15 protein-coding genes are annotated in these 17310 nt (G+C 69.6%); all 15 read left to right on the forward strand.

The window, feature by feature from the left end:
- The first annotated feature begins 42 nt into the window (after positions 1-42).
- The gene (locus SGRAN_RS07400; RefSeq protein ID WP_067182155.1) at positions 43-543 is read left to right on the forward strand and encodes a division/cell wall cluster transcriptional repressor MraZ; all 501 of its coding nucleotides are present in this window, start codon (positions 43-45) and stop codon (positions 541-543) included.
- Entirely contained in the window at positions 540-1517 is a 978-nt protein-coding gene (gene rsmH, locus SGRAN_RS07405; RefSeq protein ID WP_067105578.1) for a 16S rRNA (cytosine(1402)-N(4))-methyltransferase RsmH, read from the forward strand. Before SGRAN_RS07400 ends, rsmH begins: the two co-directional genes overlap by 4 nt.
- Positions 1511-2104, forward strand: coding sequence for a hypothetical protein (locus tag SGRAN_RS07410; RefSeq protein ID WP_067182158.1), 594 nt, complete (start codon positions 1511-1513; stop codon positions 2102-2104). The genes rsmH and SGRAN_RS07410 overlap by 7 nt, the downstream gene beginning before the upstream one ends.
- Positions 2101-3795 carry a peptidoglycan D,D-transpeptidase FtsI family protein gene (locus SGRAN_RS07415; protein ID WP_067182160.1) on the forward strand — a complete coding sequence of 565 codons (1695 nt, stop codon included), beginning with the start codon at positions 2101-2103 and terminating at the stop codon, positions 3793-3795. Before SGRAN_RS07410 ends, SGRAN_RS07415 begins: the two co-directional genes overlap by 4 nt.
- A complete protein-coding gene (locus tag SGRAN_RS07420) occupies positions 3795-5234 on the forward strand; it encodes a UDP-N-acetylmuramoyl-L-alanyl-D-glutamate--2,6-diaminopimelate ligase (RefSeq protein ID WP_067182163.1) in 1440 nt (479 codons plus the stop codon). The genes SGRAN_RS07415 and SGRAN_RS07420 overlap by 1 nt, the downstream gene beginning before the upstream one ends.
- A complete protein-coding gene (locus tag SGRAN_RS07425; protein ID WP_067182165.1) occupies positions 5231-6607 on the forward strand; it encodes a UDP-N-acetylmuramoyl-tripeptide--D-alanyl-D-alanine ligase in 1377 nt (458 codons plus the stop codon). The genes SGRAN_RS07420 and SGRAN_RS07425 overlap by 4 nt, the downstream gene beginning before the upstream one ends.
- Positions 6607-7677, forward strand: coding sequence for a phospho-N-acetylmuramoyl-pentapeptide-transferase (gene mraY / locus SGRAN_RS07430; protein ID WP_067182168.1), 1071 nt, complete (start codon positions 6607-6609; stop codon positions 7675-7677). The genes SGRAN_RS07425 and mraY overlap by 1 nt, the downstream gene beginning before the upstream one ends.
- The gene (gene murD / locus SGRAN_RS07435) at positions 7674-8990 is read left to right on the forward strand and encodes a UDP-N-acetylmuramoyl-L-alanine--D-glutamate ligase (RefSeq protein WP_067182170.1); all 1317 of its coding nucleotides are present in this window, start codon (positions 7674-7676) and stop codon (positions 8988-8990) included. The genes mraY and murD overlap by 4 nt, the downstream gene beginning before the upstream one ends.
- Positions 8991-9138: 148 nt before the next feature.
- Positions 9139-10356, forward strand: a complete 1218-nt coding sequence (locus tag SGRAN_RS07440; RefSeq protein ID WP_104959451.1) for an FtsW/RodA/SpoVE family cell cycle protein — start codon at positions 9139-9141, stop codon at positions 10354-10356.
- A 10-nt stretch (positions 10357-10366) separates the two neighbouring features.
- The gene (gene murG, locus SGRAN_RS07445; protein ID WP_067182173.1) at positions 10367-11545 is read left to right on the forward strand and encodes an undecaprenyldiphospho-muramoylpentapeptide beta-N-acetylglucosaminyltransferase; all 1179 of its coding nucleotides are present in this window, start codon (positions 10367-10369) and stop codon (positions 11543-11545) included.
- Positions 11545-12978: a UDP-N-acetylmuramate--L-alanine ligase gene (gene murC / locus SGRAN_RS07450; protein ID WP_067182175.1), complete on the forward strand. Its 1434-nt coding sequence runs from the start codon at positions 11545-11547 to the stop codon at positions 12976-12978. Before murG ends, murC begins: the two co-directional genes overlap by 1 nt.
- Before the next feature lie 139 nt (positions 12979-13117).
- On the forward strand, positions 13118-14065 hold the full coding sequence (gene murB, locus SGRAN_RS07455; RefSeq protein ID WP_067182178.1) for a UDP-N-acetylmuramate dehydrogenase: 948 nt from the start codon (positions 13118-13120) through the stop codon (positions 14063-14065).
- A gap of 40 nt (positions 14066-14105) precedes the next feature.
- Positions 14106-15029 (forward strand): D-alanine--D-alanine ligase, encoded by a 924-nt coding sequence (locus tag SGRAN_RS07460; protein ID WP_067182181.1) that lies wholly within the window; start codon positions 14106-14108, stop codon positions 15027-15029.
- On the forward strand, positions 15026-15964 hold the full coding sequence (locus SGRAN_RS07465; protein WP_067113106.1) for a cell division protein FtsQ/DivIB: 939 nt from the start codon (positions 15026-15028) through the stop codon (positions 15962-15964). Before SGRAN_RS07460 ends, SGRAN_RS07465 begins: the two co-directional genes overlap by 4 nt.
- Before the next feature lie 4 nt (positions 15965-15968).
- Complete coding sequence (ftsA, locus tag SGRAN_RS07470; protein ID WP_067113103.1) at positions 15969-17225, forward strand: cell division protein FtsA; 1257 nt, start codon at positions 15969-15971, stop codon at positions 17223-17225.
- The last annotated feature ends 85 nt before the right edge of the window (positions 17226-17310 follow it).

Here is a 17310-nt window from a genome sequence, read left to right on the forward strand (position 1 = left end):
GGGAAGTTTTGCCCGGAGGCGCGAGAAACAGGGGCTGCAGCGATGGCGGTTGTAACGCCCGGACGATACTCGGGCACCAACTTCGCCGCGATCGATGGCAAGGGACGGATCGCCGTCCCTTCGCAGTTCCGCAACAATGTGCCCCTCAATGCGGACGGTCAGCGCGTGCTCTGGGTCGGCTTCCATGAAAAGCTGCCCTGTCTGGTCGCCTATGGGCAGGACCAGTACGACCGCCTCTCCGACGAGATCGAGCGCGATCGCGACACCGCGCTCGCCCGCAATCTCGACTTCGACGAAGACGAGGCGTTCAAGAAGCGCTTCAGCTATACCGAGGCCTATACGCTCGACGACAGCGGGCGCTTCCTTCCCAACTTCACCGCGCGCGACCGCGTCGGCGAGGCGGGGGCGACCGCCTTCGTCGGATCGGGCCGCCGCTTCGAAATCTGGTGGCTGCCGACGCTTTCCGAATGCGCCGAGGCCGATCCGGTGCTCAAGCGGCTCGCGGCCGCCTGGGCCGAAACGAAGGGGAGGGCGCGCAAGTGACCGGGCTTCCCCGCGATCCTCGCCACGATCCGGTGCTGCGCGACGAGGTCGTCGCCGCGCTCGCCATCGGTCCGGGCGAGCGGCACGTCGATGCGACCTTCGGCGCCGGCGGCTATACCCGCGCGATGCTCGCGGCGGGGGCGGAGGTGATCGCCTGCGACCGCGACCCCGATGCGATCGCGGAGGGGCAGGCGCTGGTCGACGAAGCCGGCGGCCGGCTGACGCTGATCCACGGCCGCTTCGGCGAGATCGACCGCCTGCTCGCGGCGCGCGGGATCGATGCGATCGACGGCATCGCCTTCGACATCGGCGTGTCGTCGATGCAGCTCGACCGCGAAACGCGCGGCTTTTCCTTTCAGGCCGACGGCCCGCTCGACATGCGCATGGCGCAGGAGGGCGAAAGCGCCGCCGAGTGGCTGAACCGCGCCGACGAGAGCGAGATCGCTGACGTCCTCTATCATTATGGCGACGAGCGCCAGTCGCGTCGAGTCGCGCGCGCGATCGTCGCCGCGCGGCCGCTGTCGCGCACCGGCGAACTCGCGGCGGTGATCCGCAAGGCACTGCGGCATCCGCCGGGCGCGCCGAAGGACCCGGCGACGAAAAGCTTTCAGGCGATCCGCATCCACATCAACGGCGAACTCGACGAACTGGTCGCGGGGCTGGAGGCGGCGGAACGCGTGCTGCGTCCCGGCGGCCGTCTTGCGGTGGTCAGCTTTCACAGCACCGAGGATCGCATCGTGAAGAATTTCCTGCGCGAACGCAGCGGCGGCGACGCCGGCGGTTCGCGCCACCGGCCCGCGCTTCTTCCTTCGGCGCGGGCCGCCACTTTCCACCCGCCCGCGCGCAAGCTGCGCCCGGGCAAGGCCGAAGAGGCGCGCAATCCGCGCGCGCGTTCGGCGACGCTGCGCAGCGCGGTGCGGACGGCGGCGCCCGCCTGGCCCGCGACGATGACGAAGGAGGCGATGTCATGCTGATGGCGGCCCGCAAGCTTCAGGGGATCGGCCTGGTCCTGCTGGTGCTGGTCTTCGCGATGATGCTCTACCCGGTGTCGCTCAAGGTCGCGGCGACGCGCAGCGAACTGTCGCGCATCGAAAAGCAGATCGACCGGACGCGCGACAATATCCGCTATCTCGAATCCGAACTGGCGGTACGCGCGTCGATGCGCCAGCTCGAACAGTGGAACGCCGACACCTTCGGCTATTCGGCGCCCTCGGCGTCGCAATATCTGTCGAACGAGACGCAGCTCGCCTCGATCGACCGCCTGCCGCGCGCGCGCGGCGCGAACGAGGTCGCGCCGGTGCTGATGGCGATGGTCAGCCCGGTCGGCACCCCCGAAGCCGCGCCCGCCCCGCCGGCCGCCGCGCTGCCCGCCGCCGAAAAGCCCGTCGTGCTCGCGCAGGCGGACAGCGCGGTGCGCAGCGACGCGCTGCCGCACATGGCGCCGACGCGGCGGCGCGAACAGCTCAAGATGATCGAGGATCAGCTCCTCACCGAATCGACGCTCGCCGACCTCAAGCGTCAGGCGGCCCGCGAAGCGGCGGGAGGCAAGACGCCGCAATGAACACGCTGGTCGTCCGACCGACCCGGGTACGGACCGCGGGGGTGCGGCAGCAGATATTGCTGACCGCGCAGCAGCGTCTGATGATGCTGATGCTGCTGTTCATGGCGGCCTTTTTCCTCGTGTCGGTGCGGCTCGTCTATTTCGCGCTGTTCGACACTTCCGCCGGGCACCGCAACGGATCCGCGACTTTCGTGCCCGCGCGCGCCGACATCGTCGACCGCAACGGCGTGCCGCTGGCGCGGACGATCGACGGCTATTCGATCCGTGTCGTGCCGTCGAAGCTGCTCAACAGCCGGCCCTATCTGGCCGACGAGCTGCACCGGATTTTTCCCGACATGCCGCGCGAGGAACTGCTCGCAAAGCTGAACGGGCCGCGTCCCACCTATATCCGCCGCCGCGCGCTGCCCGATCAGGTCGCCGCGGTCAACGCGATCGGTGATGTCGGGTTCGACTTCCCGCGCGAGAAGGAGCGGCTCTATCCGCAGCTTTCGCTCGCCGCGCACGTGCTGGGCTTCACCAACGCCGACGGGCAGGGCGTCACCGGGGTCGAGGGCGCGTTCGAGGAACGGCTGACCGACAAGGCGACGCGCGGCGATCCGCTCGCGCTGTCGATCGACGTGCGCGTGCAGGGCGTGCTCGAAAGCGAGCTGTCGAACGCCGTCGCCAATCTGGAGGCGATCGGCGGCGCCGGGCTGATCCTCGACGTCCACACGGGCGAAGTGCTGGCCATGACCTCGCTGCCCACCTATAATCCGAACAAGCTGGCGCCCGACAATGGTGGCGCGCGGCGCAACGCGGTGACCTATAACCTCTACGAGCTCGGTTCCACCTTCAAGCCGCTGTCGATCGGGGCGGCGATCGACAATGGCGTGGTGACCAGCATGGCGAAGCGCTACGATGCGACCCGGCCGCTCGCGATCGCCGGTTTCCGTATCCGCGATTCGCACAGCATGGGCCGCTGGCTCAACGTGCCCGAAACGCTGATCCACAGCTCGAACGTCGTCACCGCGCAGATCGCCGACCAGCTCGGCCGCGAGAAGATGGAGGAGCTGTTCCGCAATCTCGAGTTCGACAAGCGGCCGGGGATCGACATCAAGGAACGGGCATTCCCGCTGTGGCCGCGCGACTGGGGCCGGCTGACGACGATGACGACCAGCTACGGCCACGGCATCGCGGTGACTCCGCTGCACCTCGCCAGCGCCTATGCGGCGCTCGTCAACGGCGGCATCTGGCGCCCGGCGACGATCCTCAGGCTGGGCGACAAGGCGCCGCCGCAGGGTCGCCGCGTGTTCAAGGCGTCGACCAGTGCGCGGATGCGCCAGCTTCTCCGCCTGATCGTGTCCGACGGCACGGGTCGCCAGGCCGACGCGCCGGGCTTCCGCGTCGGCGGCAAGACGGGCAGCGCCGAAAAGCCGGGCGCGGGCGGGTATCGCCGCCACTCGCTCGTCTCGACCTTCGCGGCCGCCTTCCCGATGGACAATCCGCGCTACGTCGTCCTCGCGATGATCGACGAGCCGAAGGGCAACGCCTTCAGCTCGGGGCAGCGCACCGCCGGCTGGACCGCCGCGCCGGTGGTCCGGAAAGTGGTGATGCGCGCGGGGCCGATGCTCGGCGTCTTCCCCGACGAGAGCCGTGACGTCGACGTGTCCGAACTGACGCCGCTGCTCTGGAAGGGCGGAAAGGCGGACTGATGCGTCTCTCGGCGCTCCTCGACCCGCCGGGCCCCTCGGGTGCCGACCCGGTCGTCACCGGGCTCGCCATCGACCACCGCAAGGTCGCGCCGGGCACGATCTTCGGCGCCTTCGTCGGCGAACGGTTCAACGGCGAGGATTTCATCCCCGCCGCCATCGCGGCCGGCGCGATCGCCGTGGTCGCGCGGCCGGGGGCGACGGTGACGGGCGCGGTGCACATCGCCGACCCCAACCCGCGGCGCGCCTTCGCGCACATCGCGGCGCGCTTCTTCCACCGCTTTCCGGCGACCTGCGTCGCGGTCACCGGCACCAACGGCAAGACCTCGACGGTCGAGATGACGCGCCAGCTCTGGCGCATGGCGGGCTTCCACGCCGCCTCGATCGGCACGCTGGGCATCACCACCTCGAACGACAGCGCGTCGACCGGGCTGACGACGCCCGACATCGTGACCTTCCTGTCGAACATGGCGGGGCTCGCCGCCGAGGGCGTGACGCACGCCGCGTTCGAGGCGTCGAGCCACGGCCTCGACCAGTATCGCACCGAAGGGGTGCCGGTGAAGGCGGCCGCCTTCACCAACCTCAGCCACGATCATCTCGACTATCACGGCGACATGGACGCCTATCTGGCGGCGAAGATGCGGCTGTTCCGCGAGGTGGTCGATCCGGACGGCGTCGCGGTGATCTGGGCCGACGATCTGTGGTCGGCGGCCGCCGAATATGAAGCGAAGCAGCGCGGCCTGCGGATCATGACGATCGGGCGCAAGGGCGAGACGCTGCGGCTCGTCGCGCGCGAGCCGACCCAGCTCGGCCAGTCGCTGACGATCGCCGCGGGCCCGCTCGCGCAAAAGGTCACGCTGCCTCTGATCGGCGCATATCAGGCCGCCAATGCGCTGGTCGCGGCGGGGCTCGTCATCGCGACCGGCGGCGACGTGCAGCAGACGCTGGCCAATCTCGCCCGGCTCCAGCCGGTGCGCGGCCGCCTCGAACGCGCGGCGATCACCCGCGCGGGCGCGCCGGTCTATGTCGATTATGCGCACACGCCCGACGCGATCGCCGCGGCGCTCGACGCGCTGCGCCCGCATGCGGGCGGGCGGCTGATCCTCGTCTTCGGCGCCGGTGGCGACCGCGACCGCGACAAGCGGCCCGAGATGGGCCGGGTGGCGGCCGCCGGGGCCGATGTTCTGATCGTCACCGACGACAATCCGCGCGGCGAGGACCCCGCCGCCATCCGCGCCGCGATTGCCGCAGGCGCGCCCGATGCGCGCGTGATCGGCGACCGCCGCGCCGCGATCGCCGCCGCGATCGCCGAGGCGCGCGCCGAGGATATCGTCTGCATCGCGGGCAAGGGGCACGAGCAGGGGCAGATCGTCGGCGGCGGTGCCGCGGCGCGCGTCATCCCCTTCGACGACGTCGCCGTCGCGCGGGAGGCGGCGGCATGACTCCGCTGTGGACCGCGCGCGCCATCGCCGCAGCCACCGGCGGCACCGCCAGCGCCGACTTCACCGTGCAGGGCGTCGCCTTCGATTCGCGCGAGGTGGCGAAGGGCGACCTGTTCATCGCGATGAAGGGCGAGGCGACCGACGGCCACAAGTTCATCGACAAGGCGATCGCCGCGGGCGCCGCGGGCATCGTCTGCGAAACCGCCATCGACCATCCGCACGTCCGCGTCGCCGACAGCGCGGCGGCACTGAACGCGCTGGGCATCGCGGCGCGCGCGCGCAGCCATGCCCGGATCGTCGGCGTCACCGGATCGGCGGGCAAGACGGGGACGAAGGAGGCGCTGTTCGCGGCGCTTGACCGCTTCCGCCCCGGCAAGGCGCACCGCTCGGTCAAGAGCTACAACAACCATGTCGGCGTGCCGCTCAGCCTCGCGCGCATGCCGGGGGCCGCCGACTTCGGCATCTTCGAGATGGGCATGAACCATGCCGGCGAACTCGCGGCGCTGACCCGCATGGTCCGCCCGCACGTCGCGATCGTCACCACCATCGCCCCGGCGCATATGGAATATTTCGGCAGCGAAGCAGCGATCGCCGACGCCAAGGGCGAGATTTTCGAGGGGCTCGAACCCGGCGGCACCGCGATCATCCCCTTCGACAGCCCGCATCATGCGCGGCTGCGCGCGAAGGCGGAGCAGCATGCCGCGCATGTCGTCAGCTTCGGTTTCGGCGAGGGCGCGGACGTGCGCGCGGTCGACTGGCTGCCCGACGGACAGGGCGGCTCGCTGGTCACGGCGCAGGTGCAGGACGCCTTGCTCTGCTTCACCATCGCGCAGGCGGGGGCGCATTGGGTGTCGAACGCGCTGGCGGTGCTCGCGGCGGTCAAGGCGGTCGGCGGCGACCTGCCCGCGGCGGGGCTCGCCTTTGCCGAGATGGGCGGGCTCGCGGGACGCGGCGCGCGCCACCGGGTCGCGGTGCCCGGCGGCGAGATTCGGGTCATCGACGAAAGCTATAACGCCAACCCCGCTTCGATGGCGGCGACCATCAGCCTGCTCGGCGACGAATCCGCCGGGCGCAAGGTGGCGATATTGGGGAGCATGAAGGAACTCGGCCCCGATGGCGCCGCCTACCACGAAGGGCTGGCCGCTCCGCTCGTCGCGGCGGGAGTGCAGTTCGCCCTGCTCGTCGGCGAAGAGATGGCGCCGCTCGCCAAAGCGCTTGAGGGGCGCGTCGATTTCGAGCATGTGCCCGCCCACGCGGCCGCGACCGCGCGGCTGAAGGACGTGATCCGCGCTGGTGACGTCGTGCTGGTCAAGGGATCGAACAGCGTCGGTCTGTCGCATGTCGTCACGGCGCTGACCAACGGGGACTATTGATGTTATATTGGCTGGCGGAATGGCTTAGCTTTCCCGGGGCTCTCAACCTCATCCGCTACCTGAGCTTCCGCTCGGGCGCCGCCGTCGCGACCGCGCTGATCATCGGACTGTGGATCGGGCCGCGCTTCATCCTGATGCTGCGCATGCGGCAGGGGAAGGGGCAGCCGATCCGCGACGACGGCCCGCAAAGCCATCTGGCGAAACGCGGAACGCCGACGATGGGCGGGCTGATGATCCTGATTTCGCTGATGGTTTCGGCGCTGCTGTGGATGGACCTGTCGAACCGCTTCGTCTGGGCCTGCCTGTTCGTCACCGGCGGTTTCGCACTCGTCGGCTTCCTCGACGATCTCGACAAGGTGACCAAGGCCAGCCATCGCGGCATTCCGGGGCGTGTGCGCCTGCTGATCGAATTCGGCATCGCGGCGGTCGCGGTGCTGCTGATCGTGTCGCGCACCGGCACCGACCTTTATCTGCCCTTCTTCAGCGACGTCACTATCCCGCTCGGGCCCTTCTTCTATGTCTTTGCGATGGTGCTGATCGTCGGCTTCGGCAATGCGGTGAACCTGACCGACGGGCTCGACGGGCTCGCGACCTTTCCGGTGATGATCGCCAGCCTGACCTTCCTCGTCATCGTCTATCTGTCGGGCAATGCGAAGTTCGCGGGCTACCTCGGCATCCCGCATGTGCCGGGGGCGGGCGAGCTCGCGATCTTCGCCGCGGCGATCATCGGCGCCTGCCTGGCTTTCCTGTGGTTCAACGCGCCGCCGGCGGCGGTGTTCATGGGCGACACCGGCAGCCTCGCGCTGGGCGGGGCGCTCGCGACGATGGCCGTCACCGCGCAGCACGAACTGGTGCTGGTCCTCGTCGGCGGGCTGTTCGTGGCCGAGGCGCTGTCGGTGATCATCCAGGTCTTCTGGTACAAACGCACCGGGCGGCGGGTCTTCCGCATGGCGCCGATCCATCATCATTTCGAGCAACTGGGATGGCCCGAATCGACCGTGGTCATCCGCTTCTGGATCGTCTCGATCGTCCTCGCGCTCGCGGGGCTCGCGACGCTCAAGCTGCGATGATCGCCGCGCGCGCCTTCGCCGGCCGCCGTTATGCGGTGCTCGGGCTGGCGCGCTCGGGCCTCGCCACGGTCGAAGCGCTGATCGCCGGCGGCGCGGGCGTCACCGCGTGGGACGACCGCGCCGACGCGCGCGACGCGGCGATGGCGCTCGGCGCCGACATCGGCGATCCGCTGACGATCGACCTCGCCGGTTTCGCGGGCGTCGTGGTCTCGCCGGGGGTGCCGCTCAACCGCCATCCGATCGCCGACCATGCGCGCGCGGCGCACGTGCCGGTCATCGGCGACATCGAACTGTTCGCGGAGGCGCGCGCCGACCTGCCCCCGCACAAGGTCGTCGGCATCACCGGCACCAACGGCAAGTCGACCGTCACCGCGCTGATTACCCATATGCTGCAGACGGCGGGAATCCCGGCGCTGATGGGCGGCAACATCGGCCTGCCGATCCTGACGCGCGATCCGTTGCCGCCAAATGAAAACGGCGTCGGCGTCTATGTGCTGGAACTGTCGAGCTATCAGATCGACCTGACCCACAGCCTCGCCTGCGACGTGGCCGTGCTGTCCAACATCACGCCCGACCATCTCGACCGCTACGACGGCTTCGAAAGCTATGCCGCCTCGAAGGCGCGCCTCTTCGCGCTCCAGACCCCCGATCAGGTCGCGGTGATCGCGGTCGACGACGATCCGTCGCGAATGATCGCGGGGCGCGTCGCGCATCGGCTCCACCGCGTGTCGGCAAAGGACATCGACCCCGCCGACCAGGCGCGCTGGCCCGCGCTGCAGGGACCGCACAACGCACAGAACGCCGTCTGCGCGATCGCGGTATGCCGCGTGCTGGGGCTGAACGACGAACAGATCGAGCGCGGGCTCGCGACCTACACCGCGCTCCCGCATCGCATGGAATGGGTCGGCGAAGCCCGTGGCGCCCGCTGGTACAACGACAGCAAGGCGACCAACGCGGCTTCCGCTGCACCGGCGCTGGCGGCCTTTCCGCCGGCGCCGGACCAGCGTCTGCACTGGATTGCCGGGGGGCGGGCGAAGGGCGACGGACTTGCCGCCTGCCGTCCGTGGTTCGGCAACGTCCGGCGCGCCTATCTGATCGGCGAGGCGATGGACCCGTTCGCGGCCGAGATCGGCGACGCCATCGCGGTCGAACGGTCGGGCGACCTCGCGACCGCCGTCGCGCAGGCCGCTGCCGCCGTCCGTCCGGGCGACGTCGTGCTGCTGTCGCCCGCCTGCGCCTCCTTCGACCAGTTCGGGGATTATGAGCAGCGCGGCGACGCGTTCCGCGCGGCCGTTTTGGCGCTTGGCGAATGACGGCCTTTCATCTCCGTTCGTGTCGAGCGAAGTCGAGACACCGCGAAGTCGTGCACGGCCGATGGGCGTCTCGACTTCGCTCGACGCGAACGGACAGGGCAGGTGCCCGCCCGGTGTTGGCCAGGGCATGAGTGGGGAGCCGGACAGCATGAACGCCACCGAACGACCCGTCATCGCGGCGACGACCCGGACGGCGAAGCGCCGCGGGCCGCGGCTCAGCCGCGCCGACCGCACGCCGCTCGGCCTGTGGTTCTGGGAAATCGACCGGGTGCTGCTGCTCCTCGTCTCGATGCTGGTCGCGGTCGGGCTGGTCGCCGTCGCCGCCGCTTCGCCGGTCGCGGCGCAGAAACTGTCGACGACGACCGCCAGCCTCGATCCGCTCTATTATTTCTACCGCCAGCTGATGTGGGTGATCGTCGGCGTGCCGGTGATGCTCGCGGTGTCGATGCTGCCCAAGCCGCAGGCGCGGCGCTTCGCCATCTACGGCACGCTGACCTTCCTGATCCTGCTGTTCCTGGTGCCGCTGATCGGCGCCTCGGTGAACGGGGCGCAGCGCTGGCTCGGCAGCGGCATGTTCCGACTGCAGCCGTCGGAATTCCTCAAGCCCTTCTTCGCGGTGTCGCTCGCGTGGATCCTGTCGCTGCGGCTCCACGACCAGAGCCTGCCGGTCGTGCCGCTCTCCTTCGTCCTGACCGGCATCATCGGGGTGTTGCTGATGGGACAGCCCGACCTGGGGCAGACGATCATCTTCATCGGCACCTGGCTGGTGCTGGTGATGGTCGCGGGGCTTTCGATGCGGATCATCGTCCTGCTCGCCACCGGCGGGCTCGCCGGGCTGGTCGTCGCCTATTTCACCTATTCGGTCGCGACCCAGCGCATCAACAGCTGGCTGTTCGGCGAAGGCGACAGCTTTCAGGAGGACAAGGCGCATGCGACGATCACCGCCGGCGGGCTGATCGGTACCGGCCCCGGCGCCGGGCTCGCCAAGTTCAAGCTGCCAGAGGCGCACACCGACTATATCTTCTCGGTGATCGGCGAGGAATTCGGGCTGATCGCGTGCCTTGCCATCGTCGTCCTCTATCTCGCGATCATCGTCCGCGTTCTCGTCCGCCTGCTCGACGAAGAGGACAGTTTCCTGATCCTCGCCGTCGCCGGCCTGATTGCGCAGTTCGGGGGGCAGGCGACGATCAACATGGCGGTGAACACCCAGCTTTTCCCGTCGAAGGGGATGACGCTGCCCTTCATCAGCTATGGCGGTTCCTCCTTCATCGCGCTGTCGATCGGCATGGGTTTGCTCTTGTCGCTGACCCGGCGGAACCCCTATGCCGCGCGGGTGTCCCTGACCCGCAACTGGAACAAGAAATGACCGCCCGCCGATGACCGCGACCCGCCACTTCCTCCTCGCCGCCGGCGGCACCGGCGGCCATATGCTGCCCGCCTATGCGCTGGCGGGCGAACTGATCGCGCGCGGGCACCGCGTGGCGCTGGTCAGCGACGATCGCGGCCTCAGGATTCCGGGCGCGCCCGCCGAACTCGAAACGCATGTGCTGCCCGCCGGCCGCGTCCACGGCGGCCCCGTCGGCTGGGTCAAGGCGGCGCTGGCGATCCGCAAGGGACGCCGGCAGGCGATCGAGCTGATCGGCGAATTCGACCCGGCGGTCGTCGTCGGCTTCGGCGGCTATCCCTCGCTGCCCAGCCTGCTCGCCGCAGGGGCGACGCGGCGGCCGCGCGTGATCCACGAACAGAATGCGGTGCTCGGCCGCGTCAACCGACTGATGGCGCCGCGCGTCGATGCGGTGGCCGTCGCCTATCGCAACATCCACCGCTTCCCCGAAAAGCAGGCGATGAAGCGCCACCTCACCGGCAATCCGGTGCGCGAGGAGATCGTCGCGATCCGCGAGGAAGGCTTCCCGCCGCTGCCCGAGGACGGCATCGTCCGCCTGCTCGTCGTCGGCGGCAGCCTCGGCGCCACGGTGCTGAGCGAGGTCGTGCCCGCCGCGATCGCCATGCTGCCGCCCGCGCTGCTCGAACGGCTCCAGGTCGTGCAGCAGGCTCGCGAGGCGGATATCGCGGGCGTGCGCGCCCGCTATGCCGAACTCGGCGTCGCGGCCGAATGCGCGCCCTATATCGCCGACCTGCCCGAACGGCTGCGCTGGGCGCATCTGTTCATCGGCCGCGCCGGTGCCTCGACCGTCGCCGAACTGGCCTGCGCGGGCCGCCCGGCGATCTTCGTCCCCTATCCGCACGCGATGGACGATCACCAGCGCTGGAACGTCGTCGACCTGGTCGAGGCGGGGGGCGCCATCGCCTTCGCGCAGCCGGATTTCACCCCCGCCGCGGTCGCCAAGCATATCCAGCGCATGGCGCTCGAACCCGGCGCGCTCGAGGCGGCGGCCGGGCATGCGGCGGGCTGCGGCCTTCCGCAAGCGACGCGCGATCTGGCCGACCTCGTCGAATCCTTCGCGCCGCCGCCGCTGATGGACGTGATCCGCGTCGGCGCGAGCGCCCAGCGCGCACCGGCAAGCGGCGTCGCCGCGGCGCGGGAGGCGAACTGATGCGCGGCGTCGCGACCGATATCGGCATCATCCACTTCATCGGCATCGGCGGCATCGGCATGTCGGGGATCGCCGAGGTGATGCACAACCTCGGCTATCAGGTGCAGGGCAGCGACATCGCCGAATCCTACGTCGTCGAGGGGCTGCGCAAGCGCGGGATCAAGGTGGCGATCGGCCACGCCCCCGAAAATGTCGAGGGCGTCGCGGTCGTCGTCACCTCGACCGCGGTCCAGCGCGGCAATCCGGAGGTCGAGGCGGCGCTCGCGCAGCGCGTGCCGATCGTCCGCCGCGCCGAAATGCTCGCCGAACTGATGCGGCTCAAGTCGACCGTCGCTATCGCCGGGACGCACGGCAAGACGACGACGACCAGCCTCGTCGCCGCGCTGCTCGATGCGGGCGGGATCGACCCGACGGTCATCAACGGCGGCATCATCAACAGCTATGGCTCGAACGCGCGGCTCGGCGCGTCCGACTGGATGGTGGTCGAGGCCGACGAGAGCGACGGCAGCTTCCTGCGCCTCGACGGGACGATCGCGGTCGTCACCAACATCGACCCCGAACATCTCGACCATTACGGCAGCTTCGACGCGATCAAGGCCGCCTTCGTCGAGTTCATCGAGAATGTGCCCTTCTACGGCGCCGCGATGCTCTGCCTCGACCATCCGGAGGTGCAGGCGATCATCCCGCGCATCCGCGACCGGCGCATCGTCACCTACGGCTTCTCCGCGCAGGCCGATGTGCGCGGCACCAATGTGACGCCGGGACCCGACGGCAACCGCTTCGACGTCGTGGTGCGCTTGGCCGACGGGGGCAGCCGGACGATCGAGGGCATCCACCTGCCGATGGCGGGCCGCCACAATGTCCAGAACGCGCTCGCGGCGGTCGCGGTGGCGCTGCACATGGGCGTGCCCGACGCGCGCATCGTTTCGGGCTTCGAGGGCTTCGCGGGGGTCAAGCGCCGCTTCACCAAGGTCGGCGAGATCGCGGCGGGCGAAGGTGTCGTGACGGTCATCGACGATTACGGCCACCACCCGGTCGAGATCCGCGCCGTGCTCGCCGCCGCGCGCGAGGGCGTGGGGATGGGGCGCGTCGTCGCGGTGGTCCAGCCGCACCGATTTACACGTCTTCGCGACCATATGGACGAGTTCCAGCAGGCGTTCAACGACGCCGACATCGTCTATGCGCTGCCGGTCTATCCGGCGGGCGAGGCGCCGATCGAGGGGGTGACGTCGGCGGCGCTCGTCGAGGGGCTGCGCGACCGCGGCCACCGCGACGTCGCCTTCGTCCCCGACGCCGCCGCGCTCGCCGCGACGGTCGCCGGGGCGCTCGCGGCGGGGCAGATCGGCGCCGGCGACCGGATCATCTGCCTCGGCGCGGGCGACATCACGAAGATCGCGGCCGGACTGGCCGCGGCGGTGGAGGCGGCGAAGTGAGCGTCCTTCGAACTCGTCATGCTGAACTTGTTTCAGCATCCATGGCCCGCCCTTTCGGTGAGCGCGGCGTGGATTTCGACGGCAGACCATGGACCCTGAAACAAGTTCAGGGTGACGAAGATATCTGGGATCGTTCGTGATGAGCACCCTTACTGAAACCAGTCCGGGCGCCTTTGAAGTGCAGTTGGGGACTGGGTCGTTCACGATTCCGGAGCCGGACGGCAAACTTACCGCCAATGCTCCCCTTGCGCCGTTGGTCTGGTTCAAGTCGGGCGGCGTTGCCGGCCTGCTGTTCGAACCGGCATCGGCGGAAGCCTTGGCATCGTTCTTGCGGAGCCTGCCCGATTGGGTCCCCGTCATGGCGCTCGGTCTCGGCTCGAACCTGATCGTCCGCGACGGCGGCTTCCCCGGCGTCGTCGTGCGGCTGGGCAAGGCGTTCGCGACGGTCGCGGCCATCGACGCGACGACGCTGCGCTGCGGCGGCGGCGCGTCGGGCATCCTCGTCTCCTCGACCGCGCGCGACGCCGGCATCGCGGGGCTCGAATTCCTGCGATCGATCCCCGGCACCGTCGGCGGCTTCGTGCGCATGAACGGCGGCGCATACGGCAGCGAGGTCAAGGACATATTGGTCGAGGCCGAGGTCGTGCTGCGCTCCGGCGAGCGCTGCACCCTGTCGCTCGCCGACCTCGGCTACAGCTATCGCCACAGCGAATTGCCCGCAGGCGCGGTGGTGACCGGCGCGACCTTTCGCGGCCGCCCCGGCGACCCGCAGGCGATCCAGGCCGAGATGGACCGCATATCGGCGAGCCGCGAGGCGTCGCAGCCGCTGCGCTCGCGCACCGGCGGCTCGACCTTCAAGAATCCCGAGGGGCACAAGGCGTGGCAGCTCGTCGACGCGGCCGGCTGCCGCGGGCTCACGGTCGGCGGCGCGCAGGTCAGCGAAAAGCACACCAATTTCCTCATCAACACCGGCACCGCCACCAGCGCCGACATCGAAGCGCTGGGCGAAGAGGTGCGCCGCCGGGTGAAGGCGAACAGCGGCATAGACCTGCAATGGGAGATTCAGCGCGTGGGGAAAGAGAAATGACGGTGCGTTTCCTCCCGGTTTTGAATATTGGAGTGATTCCATGACCCGCGGCCCCTGGCATGTCGCCGTGCTGATGGGCGGCTGGTCCGCCGAGCGCGAGGTGTCGCTGATGAGCGGCAAGGGCATCGCCGACGCGCTCGAATCGCGCGGGCACCGCGTGACGCGCATCGACATGGGCCGCGACGTCGCGCAGCGGCTGGCAGAGGCGAATCCCGACGTCGTGTTCAACGCGCTCCACGGCGTGCCGGGCGAGGACGGGACGGTGCAGGGCATGCTCGACCTGATGGGCCTGAAATACACCCACAGCGGCCTCGTCACCTCGGTGATCGCGATCGACAAGGAATTGACGAAACAGGCGCTGGTGCCGCATGGCGTTCCGATGCCGGCGGGGACCATGGTCGACAGCGAAAGCCTCTTTTCCATCGACCCGCTGCCGCGCCCCTATGTGCTGAAGCCGGTCAACGAAGGCTCGTCGGTCGGGGTCGCCATCGTCAGGGACGACAGCAATTACGGCAACCCGATCGCGCGCGACGCCGTGGGGCCGTGGCAGGCGTTCGACCGGCTGCTGGCCGAACCCTTCATCAAGGGGCGCGAACTGACCGTCGCGGTGCTGCGCGACGAACCGCTCGGCGTCACCGAATTGCGCGTGAAATCGGGCTTCTACGATTATGACGCCAAATATACCGACGGCCTGACCCAGCATGTCTGCCCCGCCGACGTGCCCGAAGAGGTGGCGCAGCGGATGAAGGACCTGGCGCTCCAGGCGCACCGCATCCTCGGCTGCAAGGGGGCGTCGCGCTCGGATTTCCGCTGGGACGACGAACATGGCCTGGCGGGCATCTATCTGCTCGAGGTCAACACCCAGCCCGGCATGACGCCGCTCAGCCTCGTGCCCGAACAGGCGCGCGCGATCGGCATCGACTACGCCGAACTGGTCGAACGCATCGTGGAGGACGCCCTGTGAGCAGCACGCGGATCAAGCGCGCCAAGGCCCCGCCGCGCCGCCCGGTCCGGGCGCCGCGCAAGCGCAGGCGGGTCCAGACGTCGCGCCTCGACGCGATCATCAACGCGCTGCCGGTGCGGCCCGCGACGCTTCAGCGGATCGCCAACTGGACGATCGGCCTCAGCCTGTTCGCGGTCGCCGGACTTGCCGCCCATGCGACGGGGGTGACGGCAAAGGTGCAGGAGGAATGGGCGCAGGCCGTCGGCCGCGCGGGGTTCCAGGTGCGCAAGGTCGAGGTCGTCGGCGCCGACCGCATCGACCGGCTGAAAGTCTACGACATCGCGCTCGCGCAGAAGGATCGCTCGATGGCGGCGGTCGATCTGGAGGGCGTGCGCCACGACCTGATGCAATATGGCTGGATCAAGGATGCGCGCGTGTCGCGGCGGCTGCCCGATACGCTGGTCGTCGATATCGTCGAACGCTCGCCCGCCGCGATCTGGCAGAATGCGGGCCGCCTGTCGCTGATCGACGAAAAGGGCGTCGTCCTCGAACCCGTTTCGGTCGCGACCATGCCCGACCTGCCGCTGGTCATCGGCCCCAGCGCCAACCGCCGCGCGCAGGACCTCGACCGGCTGCTGGCAGAGGCGAGCAGCCTCAAGGAACTGCTGGCGGGCGCGACCTGGGTCGGCAATCGCCGCTGGGACCTGCGGTTCCGCAGCGGCGAGACGCTGTCGCTGCCCGAAGGCGAGACGGAGGCGAAGCGCGCGCTCGCCAAATTCGCGCACATGGACGGCGCCAACCGGCTGCTCGGCCGCGGCATCCTGCGCTTCGACATGCGCGATCCCAGCCGTTTCGTGCTACGCCTGCCGCACGAGGGGCAGGTGGCGCCCGCGAAGCTCGACGCCGCGCGCGCGGCCGCCGATGCCGTCGCGGCGAGCACCGCGAACGAGGGGTAGGACGATGGCGCCGCCGCGCATCGAAAAGATCATCACCGCGCTCGATGTCGGGTCGTGGAAGGTCTGCGCGCTGATCGCGGGGCAGACCGCCGACGGCCAGCTGCACGTCCTCGGCACCGGACAGCGCGAGAGCCGAGGCGTCCAGCGCGGCTATGTCGCCGACATGGAGCAGACCGAGCATGTCGTGCGCGAGGCGATCGAACAGGCCGAGCGCATCGCGGGACTCAACATCGACGATGTGTGGGTATCCTTTTCCGCCGGCTGCCTGATCAGCGACGTCGCGCCGATCGAGAGCGAACTCGGCGGCCACCGCATCGAACAGGAGGATGTCGACGACCTGCTCGCCGCGGGCCGCGCCGGTATCGACCCGGAAGGGCGGATGATCCTGCACGCGCAGCCCGCGCTCTACACGCTCGACGGGCTTGCCGGGGTCAAGAACCCGATCGGGCTTCACGCCGACCGGCTGGGGGTCGACATCCACATCATCATGGCCGACGGCGCGCCGGTGCGGAATCTGGAGGTCGCGGTGCGGCAGGCGCATCTCGACGTCAACGCCGTGGTCGCCGCGCCGATCGCGGCCGGGCTCGCCTGCCTGTCGGACGAGGAACGCGACCTCGGCGTCGCGCTCGTCGAACTCGGCGCGTCGGTGACGACCGTGTCGCTCTATGCCGGGGGGATGCTCGTCGAGATGGCGTCGCTGCCCTTCGGTGCCAGCGACATCACCGACGACATCGCCTCCGCCTTCGGCATCCGCCGCAGCCAGGCGCAGCGGCTCCAGAGCTTCTACGGCTCCGCGTCCGCCAGCCCGCGCGACAACAACGAGGTGATCGAACTCGATCCCGGCGCCCCCGCGGGCGGCGAATCGCCGCGCATCACCCGCGCGCAGCTCGTCGCGGTGATCCGCCAGCGGCTCGACACGATGATGGGGGAGATCGGCCGGACGCTCAAGGACCTGCATTTCGTCGGCCCGGTGGGCCGGCAGGTCGTGCTGGTCGGCGGCGGCGCCGACCTCAAGGGCATCGCCGACTATACCCAGAGCGCGCTCGGCCGCGCCGCGCGCATCGGACGACCGCGCGGCTTGCACGGCCTGCCCGATGCCCACTCGGGACCGGCTTTCGCGACGCTGGCGGGTCTGGTTCTCTATGCCGCGTCGGACCCCGTCGACCTGCGCGACCTGCCGATGATGGCGCAGGATATCTATCGCCCGAAGGGCGCCGGCATCCTCCAGCGGTTGATGGCTGCGCTCAAAAGCAGCTTTTGATCGCAGCGAACGTGAAAGGTTAATTTTTTGGGTGATTCCGGCGTCACAATAGTGCAATGCGGGGCTAGGGTGCGGACCCATCTAT

The organism is Sphingopyxis granuli, from assembly GCF_001559015.1.
Lineage (GTDB): Bacteria > Pseudomonadota > Alphaproteobacteria > Sphingomonadales > Sphingomonadaceae > Sphingopyxis > Sphingopyxis granuli.

Bases quoted from the DNA above. Each gene is read 5' to 3' on its own strand.
- SGRAN_RS07400 (WP_067182155.1), top strand. From the start codon at position 43: ATGGCGGTTGTAACGCCCGGACGATACTCGGGCACCAACTTCGCCGCG.
- SGRAN_RS07410 (WP_067182158.1), top strand. From the start codon at position 1,511: ATGCTGATGGCGGCCCGCAAGCTTCAGGGGATCGGCCTGGTCCTGCTG.
- SGRAN_RS07415 (WP_067182160.1), top strand. From the start codon at position 2,101: ATGAACACGCTGGTCGTCCGACCGACCCGGGTACGGACCGCGGGGGTG.
- SGRAN_RS07420 (WP_067182163.1), top strand. From the start codon at position 3,795: ATGCGTCTCTCGGCGCTCCTCGACCCGCCGGGCCCCTCGGGTGCCGAC.
- SGRAN_RS07425 (WP_067182165.1), top strand. From the start codon at position 5,231: ATGACTCCGCTGTGGACCGCGCGCGCCATCGCCGCAGCCACCGGCGGC.
- mraY (WP_067182168.1), top strand. From the start codon at position 6,607: ATGTTATATTGGCTGGCGGAATGGCTTAGCTTTCCCGGGGCTCTCAAC.
- murD (WP_067182170.1), top strand. From the start codon at position 7,674: ATGATCGCCGCGCGCGCCTTCGCCGGCCGCCGTTATGCGGTGCTCGGG.
- SGRAN_RS07440 (WP_104959451.1), top strand. From the start codon at position 9,139: ATGAACGCCACCGAACGACCCGTCATCGCGGCGACGACCCGGACGGCG.
- murG (WP_067182173.1), top strand. From the start codon at position 10,367: ATGACCGCGACCCGCCACTTCCTCCTCGCCGCCGGCGGCACCGGCGGC.
- murC (WP_067182175.1), top strand. From the start codon at position 11,545: ATGCGCGGCGTCGCGACCGATATCGGCATCATCCACTTCATCGGCATC.
- murB (WP_067182178.1), top strand. From the start codon at position 13,118: ATGAGCACCCTTACTGAAACCAGTCCGGGCGCCTTTGAAGTGCAGTTG.
- SGRAN_RS07460 (WP_067182181.1), top strand. From the start codon at position 14,106: ATGACCCGCGGCCCCTGGCATGTCGCCGTGCTGATGGGCGGCTGGTCC.
- ftsA (WP_067113103.1), top strand. From the start codon at position 15,969: ATGGCGCCGCCGCGCATCGAAAAGATCATCACCGCGCTCGATGTCGGG.